At 66.1% G+C, this 22815-nt stretch carries 15 protein-coding genes and 6 tRNA genes; 14 read left to right on the top strand and 7 right to left on the bottom strand.

Annotated features, from left to right (window positions below; genetic code table 11):
- Positions 1-25 precede the first annotated feature (25 nt).
- From AC1DFU_RS14780 to AC1DFU_RS14795, 4 genes are all read left to right on the top strand, one after another.
- Entirely contained in the window at positions 26-1075 is a 1050-nt protein-coding gene (locus tag AC1DFU_RS14780; RefSeq protein WP_092289763.1) for a microcin C ABC transporter permease YejB, read from the top strand.
- Positions 1072-2202, top strand: coding sequence for an ABC transporter permease (locus tag AC1DFU_RS14785; RefSeq protein WP_092289762.1), 1131 nt, complete (start codon positions 1072-1074; stop codon positions 2200-2202). The genes AC1DFU_RS14780 and AC1DFU_RS14785 overlap by 4 nt, the downstream gene beginning before the upstream one ends.
- Entirely contained in the window at positions 2199-3848 is a 1650-nt protein-coding gene (locus AC1DFU_RS14790) for an ABC transporter ATP-binding protein (protein ID WP_441590498.1), read from the top strand. The genes AC1DFU_RS14785 and AC1DFU_RS14790 overlap by 4 nt, the downstream gene beginning before the upstream one ends.
- A 359-nt stretch (positions 3849-4207) precedes the next feature.
- Positions 4208-4894 (top strand): C40 family peptidase, encoded by a 687-nt coding sequence (locus AC1DFU_RS14795; protein WP_092289758.1) that lies wholly within the window; start codon positions 4208-4210, stop codon positions 4892-4894.
- A gap of 170 nt (positions 4895-5064) precedes the next feature.
- On the opposite strand, the gene AC1DFU_RS14800 is transcribed toward AC1DFU_RS14795, so the two are convergent.
- Positions 5065-6015 (bottom strand): patatin-like phospholipase family protein, encoded by a 951-nt coding sequence (locus AC1DFU_RS14800; RefSeq protein ID WP_092289756.1) that lies wholly within the window; start codon positions 6013-6015, stop codon positions 5065-5067.
- A gap of 193 nt (positions 6016-6208) precedes the next feature.
- On the opposite strand from AC1DFU_RS14800, the gene gltX reads away from it, so the two are divergent.
- The 7 genes from gltX (at position 6209) to AC1DFU_RS14835 (ending at position 8715) form a co-directional block, all read left to right on the top strand.
- On the top strand, positions 6209-7606 hold the full coding sequence (gene gltX, locus AC1DFU_RS14805) for a glutamate--tRNA ligase (RefSeq protein ID WP_092289754.1): 1398 nt from the start codon (positions 6209-6211) through the stop codon (positions 7604-7606).
- A 210-nt stretch (positions 7607-7816) separates the two neighbouring features.
- Positions 7817-7892, top strand: a tRNA-Ala gene (locus AC1DFU_RS14810).
- A gap of 7 nt (positions 7893-7899) precedes the next feature.
- Positions 7900-7975: transfer RNA gene (locus tag AC1DFU_RS14815), tRNA-Glu, on the top strand.
- 69 nt (positions 7976-8044) lie between these two features.
- Positions 8045-8121, top strand: a tRNA-Asp gene (locus AC1DFU_RS14820).
- 191 nt (positions 8122-8312) lie between these two features.
- A tRNA-Ala gene (locus tag AC1DFU_RS14825) sits at positions 8313-8388 on the top strand.
- A gap of 105 nt (positions 8389-8493) precedes the next feature.
- Positions 8494-8569, top strand: a tRNA-Glu gene (locus AC1DFU_RS14830).
- Between the two features lie 69 nt (positions 8570-8638).
- A tRNA-Asp gene (locus AC1DFU_RS14835) sits at positions 8639-8715 on the top strand.
- A 79-nt stretch (positions 8716-8794) separates the two neighbouring features.
- Here the strand turns inward: AC1DFU_RS14835 and AC1DFU_RS14840 are convergent.
- The 6 genes from AC1DFU_RS14840 to trxA form a co-directional block, all read right to left on the bottom strand.
- A complete protein-coding gene (locus AC1DFU_RS14840) occupies positions 8795-10144 on the bottom strand; it encodes an MATE family efflux transporter (RefSeq protein WP_092289752.1) in 1350 nt (449 codons plus the stop codon).
- Between the two features lie 82 nt (positions 10145-10226).
- Positions 10227-12011 (bottom strand): ArnT family glycosyltransferase, encoded by a 1785-nt coding sequence (locus tag AC1DFU_RS14845; RefSeq protein ID WP_441590497.1) that lies wholly within the window; start codon positions 12009-12011, stop codon positions 10227-10229.
- Positions 12012-12144: 133 nt separating this feature from the next.
- The gene (locus AC1DFU_RS14850) at positions 12145-12405 is read right to left on the bottom strand and encodes a type B 50S ribosomal protein L31 (protein ID WP_092289748.1); all 261 of its coding nucleotides are present in this window, start codon (positions 12403-12405) and stop codon (positions 12145-12147) included.
- Between the two features lie 195 nt (positions 12406-12600).
- A complete protein-coding gene (locus tag AC1DFU_RS14855; protein ID WP_092289746.1) occupies positions 12601-13452 on the bottom strand; it encodes a M90 family metallopeptidase in 852 nt (283 codons plus the stop codon).
- 87 nt (positions 13453-13539) lie between these two features.
- Positions 13540-14802 carry a transcription termination factor Rho gene (gene rho, locus AC1DFU_RS14860; RefSeq protein ID WP_092289745.1) on the bottom strand — a complete coding sequence of 421 codons (1263 nt, stop codon included), beginning with the start codon at positions 14800-14802 and terminating at the stop codon, positions 13540-13542.
- Positions 14803-14990: 188 nt separating this feature from the next.
- Positions 14991-15329, bottom strand: a complete 339-nt coding sequence (trxA, locus tag AC1DFU_RS14865; protein WP_092289743.1) for a thioredoxin TrxA — start codon at positions 15327-15329, stop codon at positions 14991-14993.
- A 438-nt stretch (positions 15330-15767) separates the two neighbouring features.
- Here trxA and AC1DFU_RS14870 point away from each other — a divergent pair, with 438 nt between their 5' ends.
- From AC1DFU_RS14870 to AC1DFU_RS14880, 3 genes are all read left to right on the top strand, one after another.
- The gene (locus tag AC1DFU_RS14870; protein WP_092289741.1) at positions 15768-16046 is read left to right on the top strand and encodes a hypothetical protein; all 279 of its coding nucleotides are present in this window, start codon (positions 15768-15770) and stop codon (positions 16044-16046) included.
- Between the two features lie 138 nt (positions 16047-16184).
- Positions 16185-19118 (top strand): PD-(D/E)XK nuclease family protein, encoded by a 2934-nt coding sequence (locus AC1DFU_RS14875; protein WP_441590496.1) that lies wholly within the window; start codon positions 16185-16187, stop codon positions 19116-19118.
- Positions 19115-22675, top strand: a complete 3561-nt coding sequence (locus tag AC1DFU_RS14880; RefSeq protein ID WP_092289737.1) for a UvrD-helicase domain-containing protein — start codon at positions 19115-19117, stop codon at positions 22673-22675. Before AC1DFU_RS14875 ends, AC1DFU_RS14880 begins: the two co-directional genes overlap by 4 nt.
- Positions 22676-22815: the final 140 nt, after the last annotated feature.

Genomic DNA, 22815 nt, shown 5'->3' on the forward strand with positions numbered 1-22815 from the left:
CGGCACTGACGGAACCCGGACGCGCATGATTGCCTACCTGCTCAAACGCATCCTGCTGATGATTCCGACCCTGATCGGGGTCATTACGCTGACTTTCGTCGTGATCCAGTTCGTGCCGGGCGGCCCGGTCGAGCAGATGATGCTCGAACTCAAGGGGCGCGGCGGTGGCGGGGAGGCCAGCGGTGGCGGGGCGGAATACCGCGGCCGGCGCGGCGTGGACCCGGACAAAATCAAGGAAATCCAGGCGCTCTATGGCTTCGACAAGCCGCCAATCGAGCGCTATTTCATGATGCTGAAGCGCTTCGCCCAGTTCGACCTGGGCCAGAGCTACTTCCAGCACCGCAGCGTCTGGGAGCTGGTGAAGTCGAAACTGCCGGTGTCGATCAGCCTCGGGCTCTGGACGTTTTTTCTGACTTATCTGATATCGGTCCCGCTCGGGATCTCGAAAGCGATCCGGGCGGGCAGCCGCTTCGATGTGATCAGCAGCATGATCGTGCTGGTTGGCTACGCGATTCCGGGCTTCGTGCTCGGGGTGCTGCTGCTGGTGCTGTTCGGTGGTGGCACGTTCGTCCAGTGGTTCCCGCTGCGCGGGCTGACGTCCGACAATTGGGACCAGCTCACGCTGATGGGCAAGGTCATGGACTACCTCTGGCACCTGGTGCTGCCGATCACGGCGTCGGTGGTGGGCAGCTTCGCCGTCATCACCATGCTGACCAAGAACGCGTTCCTGGAAGAAATCCGCAAGCAGTACGTGCTGACCGCGCGGGCCAAGGGCCTGGCGGAGCGGCGCGTGCTCTGGAAACACGTGTTCCGCAACGCGCTGATCCCGCTCGTCACCGGCTTCCCGGCGGCGTTCATCGGCGCGTTCTTCACCGGCTCGCTGCTGATCGAGACACTGTTCTCGCTCGACGGGCTGGGCCTGTTGTCCTATGAAGCCGTGCTGCGCCGTGACTACCCGGTCGTGCTCGGCACGCTCTACCTGTTCACGCTGATCGGGCTGGTGACGCGCCTGATTTCGGATGTCTGCTACGTGATGGTCGACCCGCGCATTCACTTCGAGGGCATGCACCGATGAGCATTCTCTCCCACGGCGCGGTGCCCAACGGGCTGCCGCACTCGCCGTCGCCGCGCCAGCGCGCGTGGCAACGCTTCCGCCGCAACCGGCTGGGCTACTGGAGCCTGATCCTGTTCGTGGTGATCTTCGTCCTGAGCCTGTGTGCCGAGGTGCTGTCGAGCGACCGCCCGCTGGTGGTGCGCTACAAGGGCGAGTACTACTTCCCGATCGTCAAGGTCTACCCGGAAACCACGTTCGACGGCGATTTCCCGACCCGTACCGACTACCTCGATCCCTTCATCCGCGAACGGATCACCACGCACGGCAATTTCGCGGTGTTCCCGGTGAATCAGTATTCCTACGATTCGCTGAACTACTTCGCCAAGGAGCCGAATCCGGCGCCCCCCTCGTCCGAGAACTGGCTGGGCACCGACGATCGCGGCCGGGACGTGCTGGCGCGCCTGATCTACGGCTTCCGCGTGTCCGTGCTGTTCGGCATGGCGCTGACGATCATCGGCGTACTGGTCGGCACGCTTACCGGGGCGCTGATGGGCTTTTTTGGTGGGCGTTTCGACCTGTTCTCGCAGCGCGCCATCGAGATCTGGAGCTCGATGCCCGAGCTGTACCTGCTGATTATCTTCGCGTCGATCTTCGAGCCGAGCCTGGCGCTGCTGATCATCCTGCTGTCGCTGTTCGGCTGGATGGGGCTGTCCGATTACGTACGGGCCGAGTTCTACCGCAACCGCTCGCTCGACTATGTGAAGGCGGCGCGCGCGCTGGGCCTGTCCAATGTCCAGATCATGTGGCGCCATATCTTGCCGAACAGCCTGACGCCGGTGATCACCTTCCTGCCGTTCCGTATGAGCGCGGCCATCCTGGCGCTGACCAGCCTCGACTTCCTGGGTCTGGGCGTGCCGCCGACGACGCCGAGCCTGGGCGAGCTGCTGGCGCAGGGCAAGGGCAACCTCGATGCCTGGTGGATTTCGCTGTCCACGTTCGCGGTGCTCGTTATCACGTTGTTGCTGCTGACCTTTATGGGCGACGCGCTGCGGGATGCCTTCGATACGCGCCTGGGGCTGGCCCAGTTGCGTGGTCGTGTGGAGCCTAAGGCGCCTGCGGGAAGTCCCGCTGCGGAGGCCGTGCAATGAGCCTCGCCGCAACGTTTCCTGACGCCGTGGCCCCGCCGGCGCCCGGCACGCAATTGATGTGTGTGGACCGACTGTCGGTGACCTTCGGCGAGGGCGAGCACGCCACGCGCGCCGTGCGCGAGGTCAGCTTCGACCTGCGCGCTGGCGAGCGCTACGCGCTGGTGGGTGAGTCCGGCTCGGGCAAGACCGTGACCGCGCTGGCCATGCTCCGGCTGGTTGGCGACGCCCACTACCAGGGCGCCATTCGCTTCGAAGGCCAGGACCTGCTGCGCGTGTCCGGCCGCGAGATGCGGCGCATCCGCGGGTCCGAGATCGCCATGATCTTCCAGGAACCGATGACGGCCCTGAACCCGCTTTACACCATCGGCAACCAGATCGTGGAGACGCTGGCGCTGCACGAGGGCCTGGACCGCCGCGCCGCGCGCGACCGTGCCATCGCGCTGCTCGAGCGAACCGGCATCAGCGACGCCGCCAACCGTTTCAACAGCTTCCCGCATCAGCTTTCGGGCGGCCAGCGCCAGCGCGCGATGATCGCCATGGCCCTGGCCTGCCGGCCCAAGCTGCTGCTGGCCGACGAGCCGACCACGGCGCTCGACGTGACCATCCGCGCCCAGATCCTGGATCTGCTGCGCGACCTCCAGGCCGAGTTCGGCATGGCGGTGATGCTGATCACCCATGACCTGAACCTCGTGCGGGCGTTCGCGCAGCGTGTGGGGGTGATGGAGAAGGGCGTGCTGGTGGAGTCTGGCGAGACGGCCGAGGTGTTCGGCAATCCGCGCCATCCGTACACGCGCAAGCTGATCGACAGCCGCCCGCGCCGCGAGGTGCTGCCGCTGGTGCCACTGGCGCCGGTGCTGCTGGAGACCGATGCGCTCTGCGTCAACTACGCCAAGAAGCGCGCCGGGTTTGCCGGCTGGTTCTCGAAGGAGCAGTTCGCGGCCGTGAAGGACGTGAACCTGCAATTGCGCGAAGGCGAGACTGTCGGCATCGTCGGCGAGTCCGGCTCCGGCAAGACCACGCTGGCTCACGCCGTGCTGGCGCTCCAGCGCCAGAGCAGCGGGGCGATCCGCTTCCTGGGGCGTGCGTTCGACGCCTGCACGCACAAGGAGCGCAGTGCGCTGCGGTCGCGCATGCAGGTGGTATTCCAGGACCCGTTCGGCTCGCTGTCGCCCCGGATGACCATCGAACAGATCGTGGGTGAGGGCCTCGCCCTCCATCAGCCGGGGCTGTCGCCCGAGGCGATGCGCGAGCGCGTGATCGAGGCCCTGCGGGAGGTCGGGATGGACCGGACGGCGCTGGGCCGTTATCCGCACGAGTTCTCTGGCGGACAGCGGCAACGCATCGCCATCGCGCGAGTTTTGATCCTCAAGCCGCAGGTTCTGGTGCTAGATGAGCCGACTTCTGCACTTGACGTCTCGATCCAGCAACAGGTGCTGGCGCTGCTTTCCCAGCTCCAGCACAAGTACAACCTCAGCTATCTGTTCATCAGCCATGATCTAGCGGTGATTCGTGCGATGGCGCACCGCGTCGTCGTAATGAAAAATGGTGAAGTGGTCGAAGCGGGTGAGACGGAAACCGTACTCGGCGCACCGCAGCATCCGTATACGCGCAAGCTGATGGCGGCCGCACAGTTAGGGGTCGTCTGAATGATGTGCGGCGCAGCACGCATGCCGCACTAGCATGACAGCGCGATGTATCACATCGCCGTTATGCGGAATACGAGAAAAAAGATACGTTTTTCACGCTAGCTCATTGATTTGGCTGCGATTTCGGGCGAATTTGTAACCATCTTTGACACGATAATGACAGTCATTTACTATCCCGCGATACCTATTTTTGGGGGTGGTCTGTCGGTCGCATGCTGACCTTTGGGAAGGTCAACCACGCATGCGAATCGTGCACGGTACGCTGGCATATGTCTTGCGTACATACCGCCCTGATGTCTAGCGTTTGTCCGGCAATGTCTGACATGCCGGTCAGATAAGTCCGATTATCAGGAGAACCAATGCAACGAACGGTACTTCATTCCCTGGCGCGCGCCGCTATTGGAATTGCCATTGCATGCGGTGCGACTGTGTCGAATGGAGTGCTGGCGGATACGGTGTTCAAGGACCCGGACGCCCGGATCGATGCCCGCGCGGAACTGAGCGCGGATGCCCATCCGGAAGGCAAGCGTGGCTTGCTGTCGTCGGTGATGAACTCCACCAGCAACGTTGCCAGCAAGGCTGGCGACCTGGTCATGAACGCGCTGGGCCTGATTGGCGTGCGTTACCGCTTCGGCGGTAACAGCCCCGAATCCGGCCTGGACTGCAGCGGCTTCGTCCGCTACGTGTTCAACGACACCTTCGGCTTCGTGTTGCCGCGTCGCTCTGTCGAAATCAGCAAGGTTGGCACCACTGTGGCGGTCAACGAACTGCGTCCGGGTGACCTGGTGTTCTTCAACACCATGCGTCACACGTTCTCGCACGTCGGCATCTATATTGGCGACAACAAGTTCGTGCACGCGCCGTCCACCGGCAGCAAGATCCGCGTGGACGACATGCGTGCCAGCTACTGGGTGACACGCTACAACGGCGCGCGACGCATCGACGATGCCCAGCGCGGCGACGCCGACAACGGCATGGGCAACATGGTCGAGACGCTCAAGCGCTTCGACCCTGCTGCCCAGGGTCGGTCGCTGTACGGCGGCTGAACCGGCTGCTCGCCAAACAAAAAGGACTGCCTCGGCAGTCCTTTTTTATCGGGCTCGACATACAAATAAGACAAATACCCCACTAAAGGGTGACATGATGCGTCACATGAAGTGACACGAATTGTCACGAAGCGAGCCCATGTCCTGACAAGGATTGTCGTTTTACCCCACTATTGGGTGGTAACAATGCCGGTTGGCAGCGGGCGCGTACGGGCGAGAGCGAGCTTGTCGCGCAGGCTCGCCAGCACTGCCGCCGTGGCTTGCTCGCCGGCCAGGATCGCGCGGTTGCGCGCCGTGAAGTCGCTGCCGCTCATGTCGGGCAGGTCAGGGCGGATCACGATGTCCGCGCGCGCCAGCGCCATCTTGTTGATCGACTGACCCATGATGGCCGTGGTCTGCAGCAGCACGCCGCTCTGGCCGCCATTCTTTTGGCTCGACGGATCGGCCGAGATATTCACCGCGATCACGAACTCGGCGCCCATCTCGCGCGCCGCATCCACTGGCACCGGCTCCACCAGCCCGCCATCGACATAGTCATGGCCCTGGATCGACACCGGCTGGAACACGCCCGGCACGCTGCTGGACGCGCGCACGGCCTGGCCGGTATTGCCGCGCCGGAACAGGATCCGCTCGCCGGTCTTGAGATCGGTGGCGACGATGCCCAGCGGCAGCTTCATCTGTTCGATGGTGCGCTGCTTGACCAGCCGGTTCACATAGTTCTGCAGCGCCTCGCCCTTGAGCCAGCCACCGAACTTGGTGCCGAACGGCAGCGCCCAGTCGGCGATGGACGCCTCGTCCATGGTCAGGGCGAGCTTGTTCAGCGTGAAGCCATCCATGCCGGACGCGTAGAGCGCCGCCACCACCGACCCGGCACTGGTACCCGTGACGATATCGGGATGGATACCCTGCGCCTCGAGCGCCTTGATCACGCCGATATGTGCAAAGCCGCGCGCCGCGCCGCCGCCCAGCGCCAGGCCGATGCGCACCGGGCGCGGCGGCAGCGTGGCCACCGGCGGCGTGACGACGGGCTGGGTCGGCAGGGTGGGGGTCGGCTTCGGGCCGGTGGAGCAGGCCGCCAGCAGCATCGCCGCGGAGGCGCCCAGGAAATGGCGTCGTTTCATCGAGGAACGGGAATCTACGGGAAGTGATGCCGGCGCCGTGCGAGGCGGCATCCGAGGTCTCAGACCGGTGGCAGGATAAATGATTCCGGCCGGCGCGTAGCGAAAAAGCGGCGGCGGGCAGGGCGTATAATGCGCCATTCCTCGAATCTGGCCTGCGCGCCGCTGTGCGCGGGCCTTTTTGTTTCTCTCCGCCATGACACAACGCGTCCGCACCCGCTTCGCGCCGAGCCCGACCGGGTTCATCCACCTCGGCAACATCCGCTCCGCGCTCTATCCGTGGGCCTTCGCCCGCCGCATGCAGGGCGATTTCATCCTGCGCATCGAGGATACCGATGTCGAGCGGTCGTCCCAGGAGGCCGTCGACGTGATCCTGGAGTCCATGGCCTGGCTCGACATGGACATCGACGAAGGTCCGTTCTACCAGATGCAGCGCATGGACCGCTATCGCGCGGTGGTGCAGCAGATGATGGAGACCGGCCTCGCGTACCACTGCTACATGAGCACCGAGGAACTGGACGCGCTGCGCGAAGCCCAGCGCGCCGCCGGCGAGAAGCCGCGCTACAACGGCTTCTGGCGCCCCGAGCCGGGCAAGGTCCTGCCCGAGCCGCCGGCCGGCGTGCAACCCGTCGTGCGTTTCAAGAACCCGATCGGCGGCAGCGTGGTCTGGGACGACGCCGTGAAGGGCCGCATCGAGATCTCGAACGACGAGCTGGACGACCTGGTGATCGCCCGTCCCGACGGCACGCCGACATACAACTTCTGCGTCGTGGTCGATGACCTCGACATGAAGATCACCCACGTGATCCGCGGCGACGACCACGTCAACAACACGCCGCGCCAGATCAACATCATTCGTGCGATGGGCGGCCACGTGCCGGTCTACGCGCACCTGCCGACCGTGCTGAACGAGCAGGGCGAGAAGATGAGCAAGCGCCATGGCGCGATGCCCGTGACCGGCTACCGCGACGAGGGCTACCTGCCCGAGGCCGTGCTGAACTACCTCGCGCGCTTGGGCTGGGCGCATGGTGATGCCGAGATCTTCTCGCGCGAGCAGTTCATCGAGTGGTTCGACCTGGAGCACCTGGGCAAGTCGCCGGCGCAGTACAACCCTGAAAAGCTGGCTTGGCTCAACAACCACTACATCAAGATGGGCGATAACGCCCGTCTGGCCGATCTGACGCGCCCCTTCATCGAGGCGCTGGGCGGCAAGGTGGAAGGCGCGAGCCTGGCCGACGTGATCGCGCTGGTCAAGGATCGCGCCAATACGCTGAAGGAAGTGGCCCAGGCCGCGATGCTGTTCTATCGCGGCGAGCCGCAGGCGGATGCCGCGCTGCGCACAGAGCACCTGACCGACGAGATCCGCCCGGCGCTGCAGGCGCTGGCCGCGCAACTGGCCGCGCTGCCTGAGTGGAAGCGCGAGGGCATCAGCGCCACGTTCAAGGCAGTGCTGGCCGAATTCGGCCTGAAGATGCCGAAGCTGGCTATGCCGGTGCGCCTGCTGGTGGCGGGGCAGTTGCAGACGCCGGGCATCGACGCGGTGCTGGAACTGTTCGGCCGCGAGACGGTGCTGCGCCGCCTTGCGGCAGCCTGAGAAAAGTGCGGAAAAATCTCGGCAGGGGCTTGCGCTCGGGCCGGGATTTCAGCATAATCTCCTTCTCCCTGCCGCGCGGCAAAAACCACGCGGATCGGTTGAAAGGCCGAAAAGGGACTTGCAAAGCGGTTGGATTGCTATATAATCTCGGCTTCGCCGGAATCGTAGTAAATCCCGCGACAGCAAGAAGCAGTAAATGACAGTAACATTGGGGCTATAGCTCAGCTGGGAGAGCGCTTGCATGGCATGCAAGAGGTCAGCGGTTCGATCCCGCTTAGCTCCACCAAGTTTCTGTCCCCTTCGTCTAGAGGCCTAGGACATCACCCTTTCACGGTGAGTACAGGGGTTCGAATCCCCTAGGGGACGCCAAAACAGTAGGGCGTAATCAAACGTCCAGCTAGTCGTCGGAAGCAATAGCTTCGAGCGGCGAACCAACACGGAGCGGTAGTTCAGTTGGTTAGAATACCGGCCTGTCACGCCGGGGGTCGCGGGTTCGAGTCCCGTCCGCTCCGCCAAAACTGAACCCGCTTGGGTAAAACCAAGCGGGTTTTTCTTTGGGTGAGAGGTTGATTATCTGATAATCGCCTCGCGGTTTTTGGCGAAAGCAAATGCCACATGGCAGTTGCACTTCGAAAGAAAATCGTAATATAATCGCGGCTTCGCTGAAACGCGATTATGCAGTACTGGTAGTAAAGGGCAGTACCACGGGGCTATAGCTCAGCTGGGAGAGCGCTTGCATGGCATGCAAGAGGTCAGCGGTTCGATCCCGCTTAGCTCCACCAAGGATTTCGAGGCACCGACCCAGCAAAAAAGGTGCCTCAGTCGTTGAAAAGTCTGTTACAGTTACGGACTTCGCAGCGCAGACGGAAACGTTGCAACAAGTTTCTGTCCCCTTCGTCTAGAGGCCTAGGACATCACCCTTTCACGGTGAGTACAGGGGTTCGAATCCCCTAGGGGACGCCAAAACAGCAGGGCGTAATCAAACGTCCAGCTAGTCGTCCGAAGCAATAGCTTCGAGCGGCGAACCAACACGGAGCGGTAGTTCAGTTGGTTAGAATACCGGCCTGTCACGCCGGGGGTCGCGGGTTCGAGTCCCGTCCGCTCCGCCAATATTAAAAATGCCTGCGCAAGCAGGCATTTTTTTTATCCTTCGCTTCCCGTTATTGCATTGCGTGACCCGCCTTTAAATCATGCGGGTTTGCTCACCCGCATGAAATACCGTACCAGCAGCGTGCCGGCCAAGGCCAGGCTGATACTGTTGCCGAACCAGAAACCGGCGGCGCCGCGTGTCCACTCGGGTAGCGCGTCGATCAAGCCGAATCCCATCACATACCCACTACCCAGCCCCACGCCCCACAGCGATCCTGCGTAGATCAACGTCGGAATCAGGGCGATCTTGTACGCGCGCAGGATGAAGGCGGTCATGACCTGCACCGCGTCAAATGCCTGATAGAACGCGACGAACAGCATCAACGGCAGTGCCTTGGTGACTACAGTCGGATCCTTGGCGTAGGCCTGCAGCAGCGGCTCGCGGAGCAGCCACAGCAGGGCGCCTGTCAGCAGCGCCAGCCCGGCCCCGAAGCGGATGCCGCGCCACGCCAGCCGGCGTGCCCCAGCCAAGTCACGCGCGCCAATCGACTGGGCCACCAGCGTGGACGTGGCAATCGCCAGCGAGAGCGGCATCATGTACGCTACCGCGCTCAGATTGGCGATGATCTGATGCCCGGCCAGCGTCTCGGTACCGAGTCGTGTGATGAAGATCGACATCAGCGTGAACGAGGTGATCTCGATCAGATAGGTCAGCCCCATCGGCACGCCCAGTCGCAGCAGCGGGCGGATCTTGCTCCAGTTTGGCCACTCCCAGCCGGCAAAAAGCGCCAGCGGCCGGTAGGCGGCGCCGGTGCGCAGGATCAGCAGGCCGGCGATGCACCAGGTCCAGCTGATCAGCGTGGAGGCCAGTGCGCAGCCCGGACCGCCCATCGGCGCCAGCCCCAGTCCCCCATGAATGAACCACGCGTTGAGCGGCACCTTCATCGCCAGCCCGGCGATCTGGAGCACCGTCACCATGATCGGCCGCGACAGCGCGTTGTTCAGCGCCATATAGATGCGGAAGCTCAGCGCGGCCGGCAGGCCGAACGCCACGATATGAAGATAGTGCGAGGCCTTCTCGACCAGCTCAGGCGGCGCCTTGGCAAACGTGAGCAGCGGCCCAGGGAACAGCAGCAACAGCATGCCCGGCACGGCCAGTGCCACACCCAGCCACGCGGCCTGGCGCACTTCGCTGCCGATCTCGGCGGTGCGGCCCGCGCCATAGAGTTGGCCGGCGATGGGTGCCAGCGCCTGGAGCACCCCCATCAGGCTGATATAGATGGTGATGTAGATGGAGCCGCCCAGGCCCACGGCGGCGAGGTCGGTAGCGGAGGCGCGCCCGGCCATCACCGTATCGATGACGCCGAAGGCCACCACCGCGAGTTGTCCGACCAGGACGGGCGCGGCGAGGTGGAGGATGCGGCGAATGTCTTGCAGCGCGCTGCTCATTGTTCTTGTCGGAAAGCATGGCGCGCCGGCTCAGTCGTGAGTCCGGCGCGTGAGGGGGGCGAGGGGCGTCCTGCGCGGAGGATTAAGGCTGGCGCGGCAGGCGGCGCGGCACCGTGGGCCGGGGCGGCGCAGCGCGGCCAACATCGACCAGCCGGTACAGGCGGAAGCGCTCGTCCCGGTCCGCAGGCCGGCGGCCTTCCCAGACCAGCCGCCATTCGAAGTGCGAAATGTTGCCGGGCGGGCCGTAATCCACGGCGTCGTGGCGCAGCAGCACGTCGCAGCCGTCATCGGGCCCGCCAAAGCGGATATGGCCGTAATACGAGAACGACGCCAGTTGCGCATTCCCCATGCGGATCGGCTGCACGCAGGTATAGGTCGACGGTAGCGCCATCGAGGCGGCTTGCGCCACATCGCGATAGGTCTTGGCGTAGTTGATGGCGGGCAGCCACAGCGTCATGGCCATCACCCACATCAGCGTCGTGCCGGCGGCCGAGATCACCACCGGGCGCCAGATCTGCTTGGGCGCACGCGACAGCCGCCAACGCACCACCAGTACCCAGGCCAGCGTCACCGCCAGCGCGATCACCACCGCGCTCCAGGTGAACGAGTGCTGGAAGCCCGGAATCAGCCGGTACACGTTGTTGGCGATCTTGGGCGGAAAACCGGTCGTGCGGGCGATCCACATGAACCAGAGGAAGCCGCAGAAGATCGTGAAGAACAGCAGGGCGAACCAGTCGATCGCGTTGATTACGCCACGCGCCAGCGTGGGCAATGCGAAGGCAGCCAGCACGGCCATCGGCGGCAGCAACAGGATGAACTGCACGTCGCCGGGGCTGCGTTGCAGCACCAGCAACAGGAGCAGTGTCGTCAGCATCGACAGCGGCAGCGCCACGTGGGCCGCGCGCCGCATGCCACGCCACGACAACCACGCCCAGACGGCCACCGGCCAGACCGGCCACGCGAACAGGAACAGATTTCGTGCGATGAAGCCGGCCGCGGCCAGTGACGGCCCGCCATAGGTGCGACGGTCGTAGCGGGCCCACTCGCGGATGAAGGTGACAGCCTCGTCGCGGTCGGCCGCGCCCAGGTACACCATCGCCATCCACGCGCCGACGATGGCCAGCGCCAGCGGCAGGCCAATCCCCGCCAGCCACTTCGCGGGCAGCGGCCGGCAGGCCACGGCGGCAAGGGCCGTGGCGAGCAGCAGGGCGGCGGCCAGGATCGGCCCGCTGGACAGGCACAGCGCGCCCAGCCCCACGCCGTACCAGAGGCTGCCCTGCACGGGCTTGTCCAGGCTGCGCACCAGCCCGTACAGCATGAAGGCGATAAAGCAGACCTGGCCGACCTGCGCCGTGGTTTCGTGCCCGCGCATCGCCAGCCCCACGCATGCCAGGAACAGCAGCAGCGCGCCATCGGCCAGCGCACGGCCATAGGAGCGCGCATCGGGCTGGCCGCCGAACGCGAACGCGAACGGCTGCACTTCGTCGCGCCGGCCGAGCAGGTAGGTGGAATACCAGATGAAGGCGCAGGTGCCGAAGTAGAACAGCGCCGTGGCCAGCCGCGACGCGTCCGGGGCGCCGAGCCAGCCGCCAAACAGCCGGATCATGATGCCGCCGAGCCAGAACACCAGCGGGCCGTCCTCGCTGAACGGCCGGCCGGCGATGTTCGGCATCAGCCAGTCCTGTGTACCGCCGGTGGCGAGCTGCCACATCACGCCGAAGCCCGCGGCATCCTCGTTCTTCCACGGATCGCGGCCGAACAGGCCGGCCAGCCCGTAGATGATGCAGATGGCCAGCAGCAGGGCGCGCGGCAGCGCGCCGGTGGCGGCGGCGGTCAGGTGGACGGGAGAGGTCTTGGCTTGACTCATCGGCGGTGAAATCGTAGGCAGCAACAATCGGCTGCACAAAAGCAAAGAGGCAGCCGATGCTGCCTCTTTGTCAGGTCGCGCGCGGCGGGAGCATCTGTTCCCTCGTGCGCGGCATGCTCGCGGCTCCGCGAGATTACTTCTTCATCGTGCTCAGCTTGCTGCCGAACTTCTGACGGAACTTCTCGACGCGGCCGGCCGTGTCCATGATCTTCTGGGTGCCGGTGTAGAACGGGTGCGATTCCGACGACACTTCGATCTTGGCCAGCGGGTAGGTCTTGCCGTCGTGTTCGATCGTGTCCTTGGTCTGGATCGTCGAGCGGGTCACGAACTTGAAGTCGTTCGACACGTCGTGGAACAGGACTTCGCGATAATTCGGGTGAATGCCTTCTTTCATGGTGCTTCCTTTCAGGTTGGGTAGCCAGTCCGCTCATGTCTGCCGCGTGCGTGCATCGGATGACGAATGCTTGCGACGAGCGAACCACTTGCCGATAACGGGCAAACCGGGATTATGCCAGAAAGACAAGCGCTTGGACAACAATACGCGCGCGGCGGTGACCATGTCGTCGGGTGTTCGGAAGTGCATTTTGCGTCATTTTTTGGCCGGGTCCTGACGATAGAACGTGGCCAGCGCTTCGTATAGCGTAGACCAATGCCGGCGCAGGCCTTCGGGCTCCACGAAAAATGCCTCGGACGCCACTGCGAAGAACTCGCTGGGCGCCTCGCATCCGTAGGGGTCGATCACCCGCAGCCGGGGCGGCAGCCGCTCGGGGTGGTTCCATGCACTGTCCGGTACGGCCTCGCAGGCATCGGCGAAGGCATCGTACTGGCTCAGGAACGCCTCGGCCCACTGTTCGGCATCGACGCCCGGATGCAGCACGCGCGAGAAGGGCGGCACGCCGTCGGGCTCGCCGTCGAGCATGTCGAGCTTGTGGGCGAACTCGTGGATCACCACGTTGTAGGTGTCCGCCGGCAGCGCGTGGTCGGAATCGAGCCCGGCGCCGGGCGTGCTCACGTCCTGCCAGGACAGGATGACGGGACCATGCTCCCACGCCTCGCCGCTCGCCTCCTCCTCCACGCCGTGCACCAGCCCGATCTCGTCCTCCACGGTGCGCCGGATCAGGAATTCGCCCGGATACAGCACGATGCCGTGCCAGCCGCGATACCACTCGATACCGAGCTTGAGGATCGGCACGCAAGCCTGCACGGCCACGCTGACCACCATCTCATCGGTCAGCGGCAGGTCGTGGGCAGTCGAATATTCCTTGCCGGCGATGAACAGCGTGGCCAGCTCGCGCAGCGCGGCCTGATCCTCGGCGCCGTAGCGCTGCACGTAGGGCAGGGCAGCCACGGTGCGCGTCCAGAGGTCGTCCGGAATGGCGTAGTGCTCGAGCTTGCGGGCGCGTGAGCGCGAGCGCAGGTAGCTGGTCAGTTTGCCGAACATGGGCGGAGGGTCGTCGGATCGATTGGCAGAGACAAAAAAGGCGCACCCAAGGGTACGCCTTTCCTGCCTGATGCACTACCGGGGCGGTTAGCCGCCGCGGCGCATCATGTCGAAGAACTCCGCGTTGTTCTTCGTCGGCTTCATCTTGTCGAGGATGAATTCCATCGCCTGCACTTCGTCCATGTCGGAGATGAACTTGCGCAGGATCCAGATCTTCTGGAGGATTTCCGGCTTGATCAGCAGTTCCTCGCGGCGCGTGCCCGACTTGTTCAGGTTGATGGCCGGGTAGACGCGGCGCTCGGCCAGGCGGCGCTCGAGGTGCACTTCCATGTTGCCGGTGCCCTTGAACTCTTCGTAGATCACGTCGTCCATGCGGCTGCCGGTTTCGATCAGCGCCGTGGCGATGATGGTCAGCGAACCGCCTTCTTCCAGGTTACGCGCGGCGCCGAAGAAACGCTTCGGGCGTTGCAGGGCGTTGGCGTCCACACCGCCGGTCAGCACCTTGCCGGAGGCCGGCACCACGGTGTTGTAGGCGCGTGCCAGACGGGTGATGGAGTCCAGCAGGATCACCACGTCGCGCTTCAGTTCCACCAGGCGCTTGGCCTTCTCGATGACCATTTCGGCCACCTGCACGTGACGGATGGCCGGTTCGTCGAAGGTCGACGCCACCACCTCGCCGCGCACCGAGCGCATCATTTCCGTAACTTCTTCCGGGCGCTCGTCGATCAGCAGCACGAACAGGTCAGCTTCCGGATGGTTGTTCGCAATCGCATGCGCGATGTGCTGGAGCATCACGGTCTTGCCCGACTTCGGCGAGGCCACCAGCAGCGCGCGCTGGCCACGGCCGATCGGGGCGATCATGTCGATCACGCGGCCGGTGATGTTCTCTTCGGCGCGGATGTCACGTTCGAGCTGGAGCGGCCGGTTCGGATGCAGCGGCGTCAGGTTCTCGAACATGATGCGGTTCTTCACCGCTTCGGGCGCCTGCCCGTTGACCTTGTCCACCTTGACCAGCGCGAAGTAGCGCTCGCCGTCCTTCGGGGTCCGCACTTCACCTTCGATCGAATCGCCGGTATGGAGATTGAAGCGGCGGATCTGCGAAGGGCTGATGTAGATATCGTCCGTGCTGGCCAGGTACGAGGTTTCCGGCGAGCGGAGGAAGCCGAAGCCGTCGGGGAGGACTTCCAGCGTGCCGTCTCCGTAGATGGTTTCGCCCATCTTGGCGCGCTTCTTCAGGATCGCAAACATCAGTTCCTGTTTGCGCATCCGCTGTGCATTGTCGATCTCGAGCGTTGCCGCCATTTCGAGAAGCGCAGACACGTGAAGCGATTTGAGTTCTGTCAGGTGCATAGACGAGGGGTACAGAAGTGGCCCGGACGGGCGAGACCAAAGGGAAGGGGGAAAGAATGAGCGAACGCTCGGGGAAGTTGTTGATGGCATCTTAGCACAATCCGGCCGGCGCGCCAGAGCTGGCGCACGCGAAGCCGGATCATGCGGTGCCGCAGCCAGCCATGCCGGGCTGGCCGCGGGGTCTGGCGTCAGGCCAGGGCCGGGACGTTGTTCTTCAGGAACGCGGTCAGGTCCGACTTGGACAGGGCGCCAACCTTCTGGGCGACAACCTTGCCTTCCTTGAACAGGATCAACGTGGGAATGCCACGGATGCCGAACTTGGCCGGCACCTGCTGGTTCTCATCCACATTGATCTTGGCGATCTGCACCTTGTCGCCGAAATCGCGTGCCACTTCGTCCAGGATCGGGGCGATCATCTTGCACGGACCGCACCACTCGGCCCAGAAGTCCAGCAGGACGGGCTTGTCGGACTGGAGGACGTCGGCGTCGAACGATGCGTCGCTCACATACTTGATTTGTTCGCTCATGGCGTGAAACCTCTGGGGCTCAGTTGATGTTGAAGGCTGACCGCTACCTTACACGAGAATCCGGCGATCGGTTTGCGATGGCGCCGGAGGCAGTCAGGTCAGACAGGTCGTGCCGTTGATGCCGATATGTTACCAGCTTGCCGAATTTCAATACCCCCTCGGAACGGGGTGCCGACAGGGCCGGGGACAGGTGCAATTGTGCCCCTGCGCGGTAATACCTGCTCAACATTGTGTTAATCGCGGCAAGAGAATCGCTCAATCGGCATCGGGTTATCCAGTACTCAAATGGATTATCTTTGTGCCCCGGGAATTCCCCCAATAACGGTATCCGGCATGACCTGAAAAGCACTTTGAGAATCCTCCCCATGCCGGCGGACCGGCCGCGCGCGTAGAATGATATGGATTGCCAACCCCGCAGGCACCACAAGGCCACCGACCATGACTGCCGATCCCCGCAAGCCCGATCCCGCCGACGATCTGCCCGACACGCCACCGGACGTGGATCACCTGAGCGACGCCCTGGCGCACCTGAACAGCGCGGTGGAGACCAACAGCATTGCCACTGGCGCGGCCCGTGGGCTCGTCTATAGCGTGATGGAGACGCTCGGCACGCTGGTTGGCGATCCGGACCTGCCCGAGCACGCCCGCTCCGGCTACGAAGGGTTGCTCGAAACCGCCCGCGAGTTGCGTGCGCGGCTGGAGCGCGGTGATCACTGACCCGCGCCCGCCCGGGCTGCCGGGCGGCCCCGGCCAACGCCATCGTATTTCCTTGACTGACTACGCCGTGGCGCCCTGGCGCGCCACGGCCCCGTGCCCCCATTTGCGCCTGACCCGACGTGGTCGGGCGCGCCATCCATGACCCGGCTTTCGTTTTCTCCCGGCCCCGCCTTCCTTGAGCAGGCCGCCACCGCGACGTGGTATTTCCTTGACCATTGCGGACCGGCCGCCGCCGGCGCACACGTGGTCGTGCCCACGGCCGCGCAGATTCCGGGTGTCAGGCTGGCGCTCGACGCCGCCGCGCGCGCCGCCGGCACGCCCCGGCTGCTGCCGCGCGTGCTGACGCTGGGCCACTGGCTGCTGGACCTCCCGCCCGACCTGGAAGCCGAGCCCAGGCCGGTGCGCAGCCATGCCGCGCGCCTGCTGGCCGTGCAGCAGGCCATCCGCGAACAGGACTGGCTGCGCCGCGCGTTCGGCGCCCAGACTGAGGGCGCCGCCTGGGGGCTGGCGCAAACGCTGCTGTCGATCAGCGACGAACTGAGCGCGCGCTGGCTGGAGGACGCCGCCGTCCGCGACGATGACGATATCGATGGCGAGGATCGCGCCGCGCTGCTCCAGGGCGCGTTGCAACGCACCTATGCGCACCTGTCGGAACAATTTCTTGGTCAGGAGGCGCAGATTGTTCTGGCGTTCTGGCAGATGCTTTCCGGTCCGGACGATCCGCTGCCAGCCCGGCGCCGCGCCCTGCAGCGGCTGGCGCAGCAGGTGGCCGGCCCAGTGGTGTGGATTGGCCCGACGCCGCCCGAACCCGTCGAGGCCCGCTTCCTCGCCCAGGCTGGCGAGCAGGTGCCGACGCTCGAAGTGGGCTACGACTGGTCCGGCGGCGCGCACGATGCCGAGGCCACGCCCGACTGGTACGGCACGCTGCTGGCACTGTGGCCCGAGGCACGGCGGATCGATGCAGTGGCAGACGAAGACGAATCTGATGCGTCAGACGATTCCCTGACCCGTCAGTCGCAAAATGCATTGCCTGATCAGCTCCCCGAACATCGCCCCCGCATCCGCGTGGTCGGCAGCGCGCGCTTCGAGGACGAGGCGACCGCCGCCGCCGACCAACTCGTGCAATGGCTCAACGAAGGCCGCCGCCACGTCGCGCTGGTCGCGCATGACCGCGTGGTGGCCCGCCGGGCCCGCGCGCTGCTCGCCCGCGCCGGGGCGCCGGTCCGCGACGAAACCGGCTGGAAGCTCTCCACCACGCGGGCGGCCGCCGCGCTGATGCGCTGGTTCGACGTCCTGGCGCGCGATGGCGACACCGCCGCGCTGCTCGACCTGCTCAAGAGCCCGTTCTGCCTGCCCGGCTTTGCCCATCGCGGCGGCGCCATCGCGCTGATGGAACGCCAGATTCGCCGCGAAGCCATCACCGGCGGCTGGGCGCGCCTGCGTCATCTGTTTGCCGAGCGGCGCGCCAACGCCACGCTGGTCGATGCCGAGACGATGGACGCCGACGAGGCCCAGCAAGCCACCCGCGCCGGCGCGCGCGCGTTGATCGCCACGCTGGCCGACGAGGCCGCCGCGTGGCCGCGCGGCCTGGCGCAGAAGCCCCTGACGGTCTGGCTGGCGCGGCTCGACGCCACGCTGGACGCGCTCGATATGCGCACGCCCCTCGCCGCCGACGACGCCGGCCGGCAGATGCTCGACGCCCTCGCGCGGCTGGCCGAGTTGCCCGACGACGAGACCGGCGCCCACGCCACGCTGAGCCAGCAGGAATTCCGCGCGATGCTGTCCGCCTTGCTCGAATCGGTGGCGTACAAGGAGCCGTCCGCGCAGAGTTCGTCCCGCATCACGATCCTGCCGCTGAACGGCGCGCGCATGCGGCGCTTCGACGGCGTGGTGATCGTCGGCTGCGACGATGCGCAACTGCCGTCCAGCGCCGCCGAACTGATGTTCTTCTCGAACCAGATGCGCCGCGAACTGGCGCTCGAAGACCGCGAGGCGCGCTTCGCCCAGCAGGCGCGCGATCTGGCCGAAGTGCTATTGAACAACGACGACGTGGTGATGACCTGGCAGCGCTTCGGGGGGCGGGGCGAGCCGCACCACGTGTCGGGCTGGATCGAGCGACTGTCGGCGTGCTGCGCGCGCGCCGGGGCGCCGATCGAGGCCAGCATCGCCCCGCGCCTGCACGACACCTTCGCCCAGCCCGGCTATATGCCGGTGCCGACCGCCCCCGAGCGCGTGCCCGCCCGCTGGAGCGCGCAGGCGTACAACATGCTGCGGCGCTGCCCGTACCAGTTCTTCGCCGCGCGGATGCTCGGGCTGGCCGGTCTTGAGGCGGTAAATGACGACCTAGAGAAGCGCGATATCGGCAATCTGCTACACCGCGTGCTGCTGCAATACCACGCCGAAATCGCCGAAGCCGACGAACAGGACGCCGCGCGGCGGCTGGCCCGGCTGCGCCAGATTTCCGACACCGTGTTTGGCGCGCTGATGGCCGAGGACGGCAACGCCATCGGCTACTACCGCCGCTGGCTGGAGGTGCTGCCGTCCTATATCGACTGGCAGGCCGCGCGTGAGGCCGAGGGCTGGCTGTGGCGCGCCGGCGAATTCGACGTGAGCGTGGATGTGGCGATGCCGGACGGCTTGCCGCTGCGGCTGGCGGGCCGCATCGACCGGCTCGACAAGGGCCCGGATGGCGCGCACGCGGTGCTCGACTACAAGACGCAGCCGGCCAGCCGCCTGCGCCGCAAGGCCGGCGATGCCGAGGAAGACTGCCAGCTGCCGTTCTACGGCCTGCTGCGCGCCGATGCAGTGGCGGGCAGCTGGGTCGCGCTGGAAGGCGTGAAGCACGGCGGGAAAGACAGCGCCGCCGCCGCGCAGCGCGAAGTGGAACTGCCCGACTTCGCCGCCGCCGTCACGTGGCTGGAGCGCCAGCTGCGCCACGATGTGGGCCGCCTGCGTACCGGCGCCAAGTTGCCGGCCTTCGGTGACGCCGCCGCCTGTACCTATTGCGAAGCCCGCGGCCTGTGCCGCAAGGGCTTCTGGGAATCCACCGCCTTGCCAGATCTGCAGTCATGACCGACGTCCACGCCTACCTTCGCGATGGGCACCCCATCGAAGAGGCCGATTTCACGCGCGCCGCCTGCGACCCCGCCCGCTCGGTGGTGGTGGAGGCGTGCGCCGGCAGCGGCAAGACCTGGCTGCTGGTGGCGCGGCTGGTGCGCTTGCTGCTGGCCGGTGCCGCCCCGCACGAGATTCTGGCGATCACCTTCACGCGCAAGGCCGCCGAGGAGATGCGCGAGCGCCTGCTGGAAGTGCTCTCGCAACTGGCCAGCGGCACCGACGCCGAGGTGCTGGCCGCCCTGACCATGCGTGGCCTGACCCCGGACGCCGCCCGGGCCGCGCTGCCGCGTGCGCGCGGGCTGCACGCGAAGGTGCTCGCCTCGCCGGGGCGCATGGCCATCGATACCTTCCACGGCTGGTTCGGCACGCTGCTGCGTGGCGCACCGCTGGCCTCCGGCATCGTGCCGGGCGCATCGCTGCGGGAAGACGCCCTGCGCATGAAGCGGGAAGCCTGGGCGCCGTTCTGGCGTGCGTTGGCCCAGCCCCAATTCGCCGAATTGCGGGCATCGTACGAACAACTGGTCGATGCCATCGGCGACTTCCAGGCGCGCAGCCTGCTGGACCGCATGTTCCACGCGCGCAGCGAATGGTTTGCGATGCGCGAGGCTGGCGACCCGGCGACGATGCTCGCGGAACACCTCGGCGACGATGCCACGGCGGACGTACTGGTGGAGGCGCTCTGCGAGGGCGAATGGCTCGACGACTGCACGGCCCTCGCAAAACTGCTAGGGCAGGGCGGCAAGACCGAGCACGGCCATGCTGCCCGGATGATCGACGGCCTGACCGCCATCCGCACCTGGCGCGAGGCGGGCGGCGCGCCCGGCGACGCCGCCGCGCAAGCCTTCCACCGCCTGCGATCGGCGTTCTTCACGGCGGCGGGCGAGCCACGTGCGATGCGTCGCACCACGGCGCTGGTCAAGGCCGCGGGCGGCGAGTCCGCCGTGGACGATCTGCTAGCCCGCCATGCCGAACACTGCGCCCGGCTCGACGAGATCGCCGCGCGCCGCTGCGAGGCCGCCGTGCTGGCCATCAACCTCGCGCTGTACCAACTCGGCGATGCCCTGCTCGAGCGCTACCAGCGCTACAAGAACGACCAGCGCGCGATGGATTTTGCGGATCTCGAATGGCTCGCCGCCCGGCTGATGGCCGACGAGGAGACCGCCACCTACCTCCAGGTGCGGCTGGACGCGCGCTACAAGCACCTGTTGCTCGACGAGTTCCAGGACACCAATCCGCTCCAGTGGCGGATCCTGCAGGGCTGGCTGGCCGGCTACCAGGGCCTGGGCGAGAAGCCGACTGTCTTCCTGGTGGGCGATCCAAAGCAGTCGATCTACCGTTTCCGTCGCGCCGACGCCCGCCTGTTCGGCGCGGCGAGCGCCATGCTGCAGGCCGATTTCGGCGCCACCGTGCTGCGGACCAATCGCACGCGGCGTAACCGTCCGGAGGTGCTCGACTGGGTCAACGCCGTGTTCGACCATGCGCGCGCCGAGGGCCGCTATCCGCTGTACGAGACCCAGACCACGGCGCTGCGCGAGCCCGGCGGGCCGGTCTGGCTGCTGCCGCTGGTCGAGGAGCCGGCTGAGGACGAAGCCGAGGTTCCGGCTGACGCCCCATCCCACCGCGACACGCTGACCCAGCCGCGCACGCGGCAGGGCGATTCGCTGCGCTACGAAGAAGGCCGGCGCGTGGCCGCCTGGCTGCACCATGTGCGCGACCACGTGCCCGTGCGGGAAGGCGACACCACGCGGCCTGCCTGCTGGCGGGACATGCACCTGCTGGTGCGCCGCAAGACCCATCTGGCCGATTACGAGCGCGCGCTGCGCGAGGCCGGCATCCCGTGCCTGAGTCCGCGCCGGGGCGGCCTGCTGGCGACGCTGGAGGCGCTCGACATCTCCGCGCTGCTCGCCTTCCTGATGACGCCGGAGTCCGACCTCGACCTCGCGCACGTGCTCAAGAGCCCACTGGTGGGCGCCACCGACGATGACCTGCTGCTGCTGGCCGGCCTGGAAGGCGAGGGCGGCTGGTGGGCGCGCATCCACGCGGTGGGCGTGCCGCCCGAATGTTCCGATGCGCTACGTGGCGGCGTGGCCCGGCTGCGCGCCTGGCTCGCGCTGGCGCCACAGCGACCCGTGCATGACCTGATCGACCATATCTATGATGCGGGCGAGGTGCGCCGCCGCTACGCCGAGGCCGCGCCAGCCGCCATCCGCGAGCAGGTGCTGGCCAATCTCGACGCCTTCCTGAAGCTGTCGCTGGACCTCGATGGCGGTCGTTATCCGAGCTTGCCGAAGTTTATCGACGAGTTGCAGGAAATTCGGCGCGGCGACGAGGACGAGAGCCCCGACGAGGGCGGCATGGGCGAAGGCGTGGAGGACGGCGAGGCGGAGCCGGAAGATGACGGCGAAAGCCAGCTTGATGCGGTGCATATCCTGACCGTTCACGCCGCCAAGGGGCTCGAGGCCCCCTTCGTGGTGCTGCTCGACGCGAACCACAGCGACCCGGCGGCGGACCGTGGCGGCATTCTGGTTGACTGGCCGCCTGAGTCGCCGGTGCCCCGGCATTTCTCGGCCTACGGCAAGCGCAGCGAGCGCGGCCGGGCCCGCCAGCCCCTGTTCGAGGCCGAAGCGGCGCTGGCCGAGCGCGAGAACTGGAATCTGCTCTATGTGGCGATGACGCGCGCCCAACAGGGTTTGCTGGTGAGCGGCGTGAAGGGCCGTGCGAGCAAGGCCGAGAAAGAGGGCGCGGCGGCCGAGATCGCGGGTAGCTGGTACGTGCGACTGGCGGCGGCAGGCGTGGGCGAAGCGGTGGACGGCTACCCGGAAACCGAAGCTGCCCCAGGCGATGCCGCGCTGACGCCAGTGAGCGAGCGCGTGCGCTACGCGGACTTCCGCCTGCGCTATCGCGACGCGGCGCCACTCCCGCAAATTGACGAATTCGATGAGTTCGACGACAAAGACCAGGAAGAAACGGTGGTGTTCGACGCCGCAGCGGCGGCCCATGGCGAACTGGTCCACGCCTTGCTGGAACGGGTGACGCGCTATCCGGAAGCCTTCGGCGCCTTGCCGGACGTGCCCACGGTCATGCGCTGGTTCCCGCTGACCGGCGCCGGGGCGCCGCAGGCGCGCGAACGCTGGCAGGCCCAGGCCGAAGCGGCCGTGGCCGACGTCCGCACGATGCTGACCGCACCGGCGCTGCGCCCGCTGTTCTTCCCCGAAGCGGCGCTATCGTCGCGCAACGAGGTGGAACTGTACGACGGGCGCGGCCGGCTGCTGCGGATCGACCGACTCGTGGAATTCACCGACCGCGTGGTCGTGATCGACTACAAACTGCGTTTGCTGCCGCAGGAACATGCCGCCTATGGCGCCCAACTCGCGCGCTACGTGGCGGCAGTGGGGCCGATGTTCCCCGGCAAGCGCATCGAGGCCGGCGTGGCCACGGCGGCCGGGGAGTGGATCGACGCGGGCAGTTTGCGCGCGCCGGTTCCGGCAATGCAGCAGGGGTCGTTGTTCTGAGCGATTGGGGGCATGCGCCCCCAATCGAAAAATGGGAGCAGAATAGGCGGCATTGCAGGCCATTGCCGACGCTGTTGCCTGATTGTGCGGGGGCTGTGTGACGTGTAACGCGAACGGTTACGAAGATGTGCCGCGAAGGA

The sequence above is a fragment of the Cupriavidus sp. 10L45 genome (genome assembly GCF_056395225.1).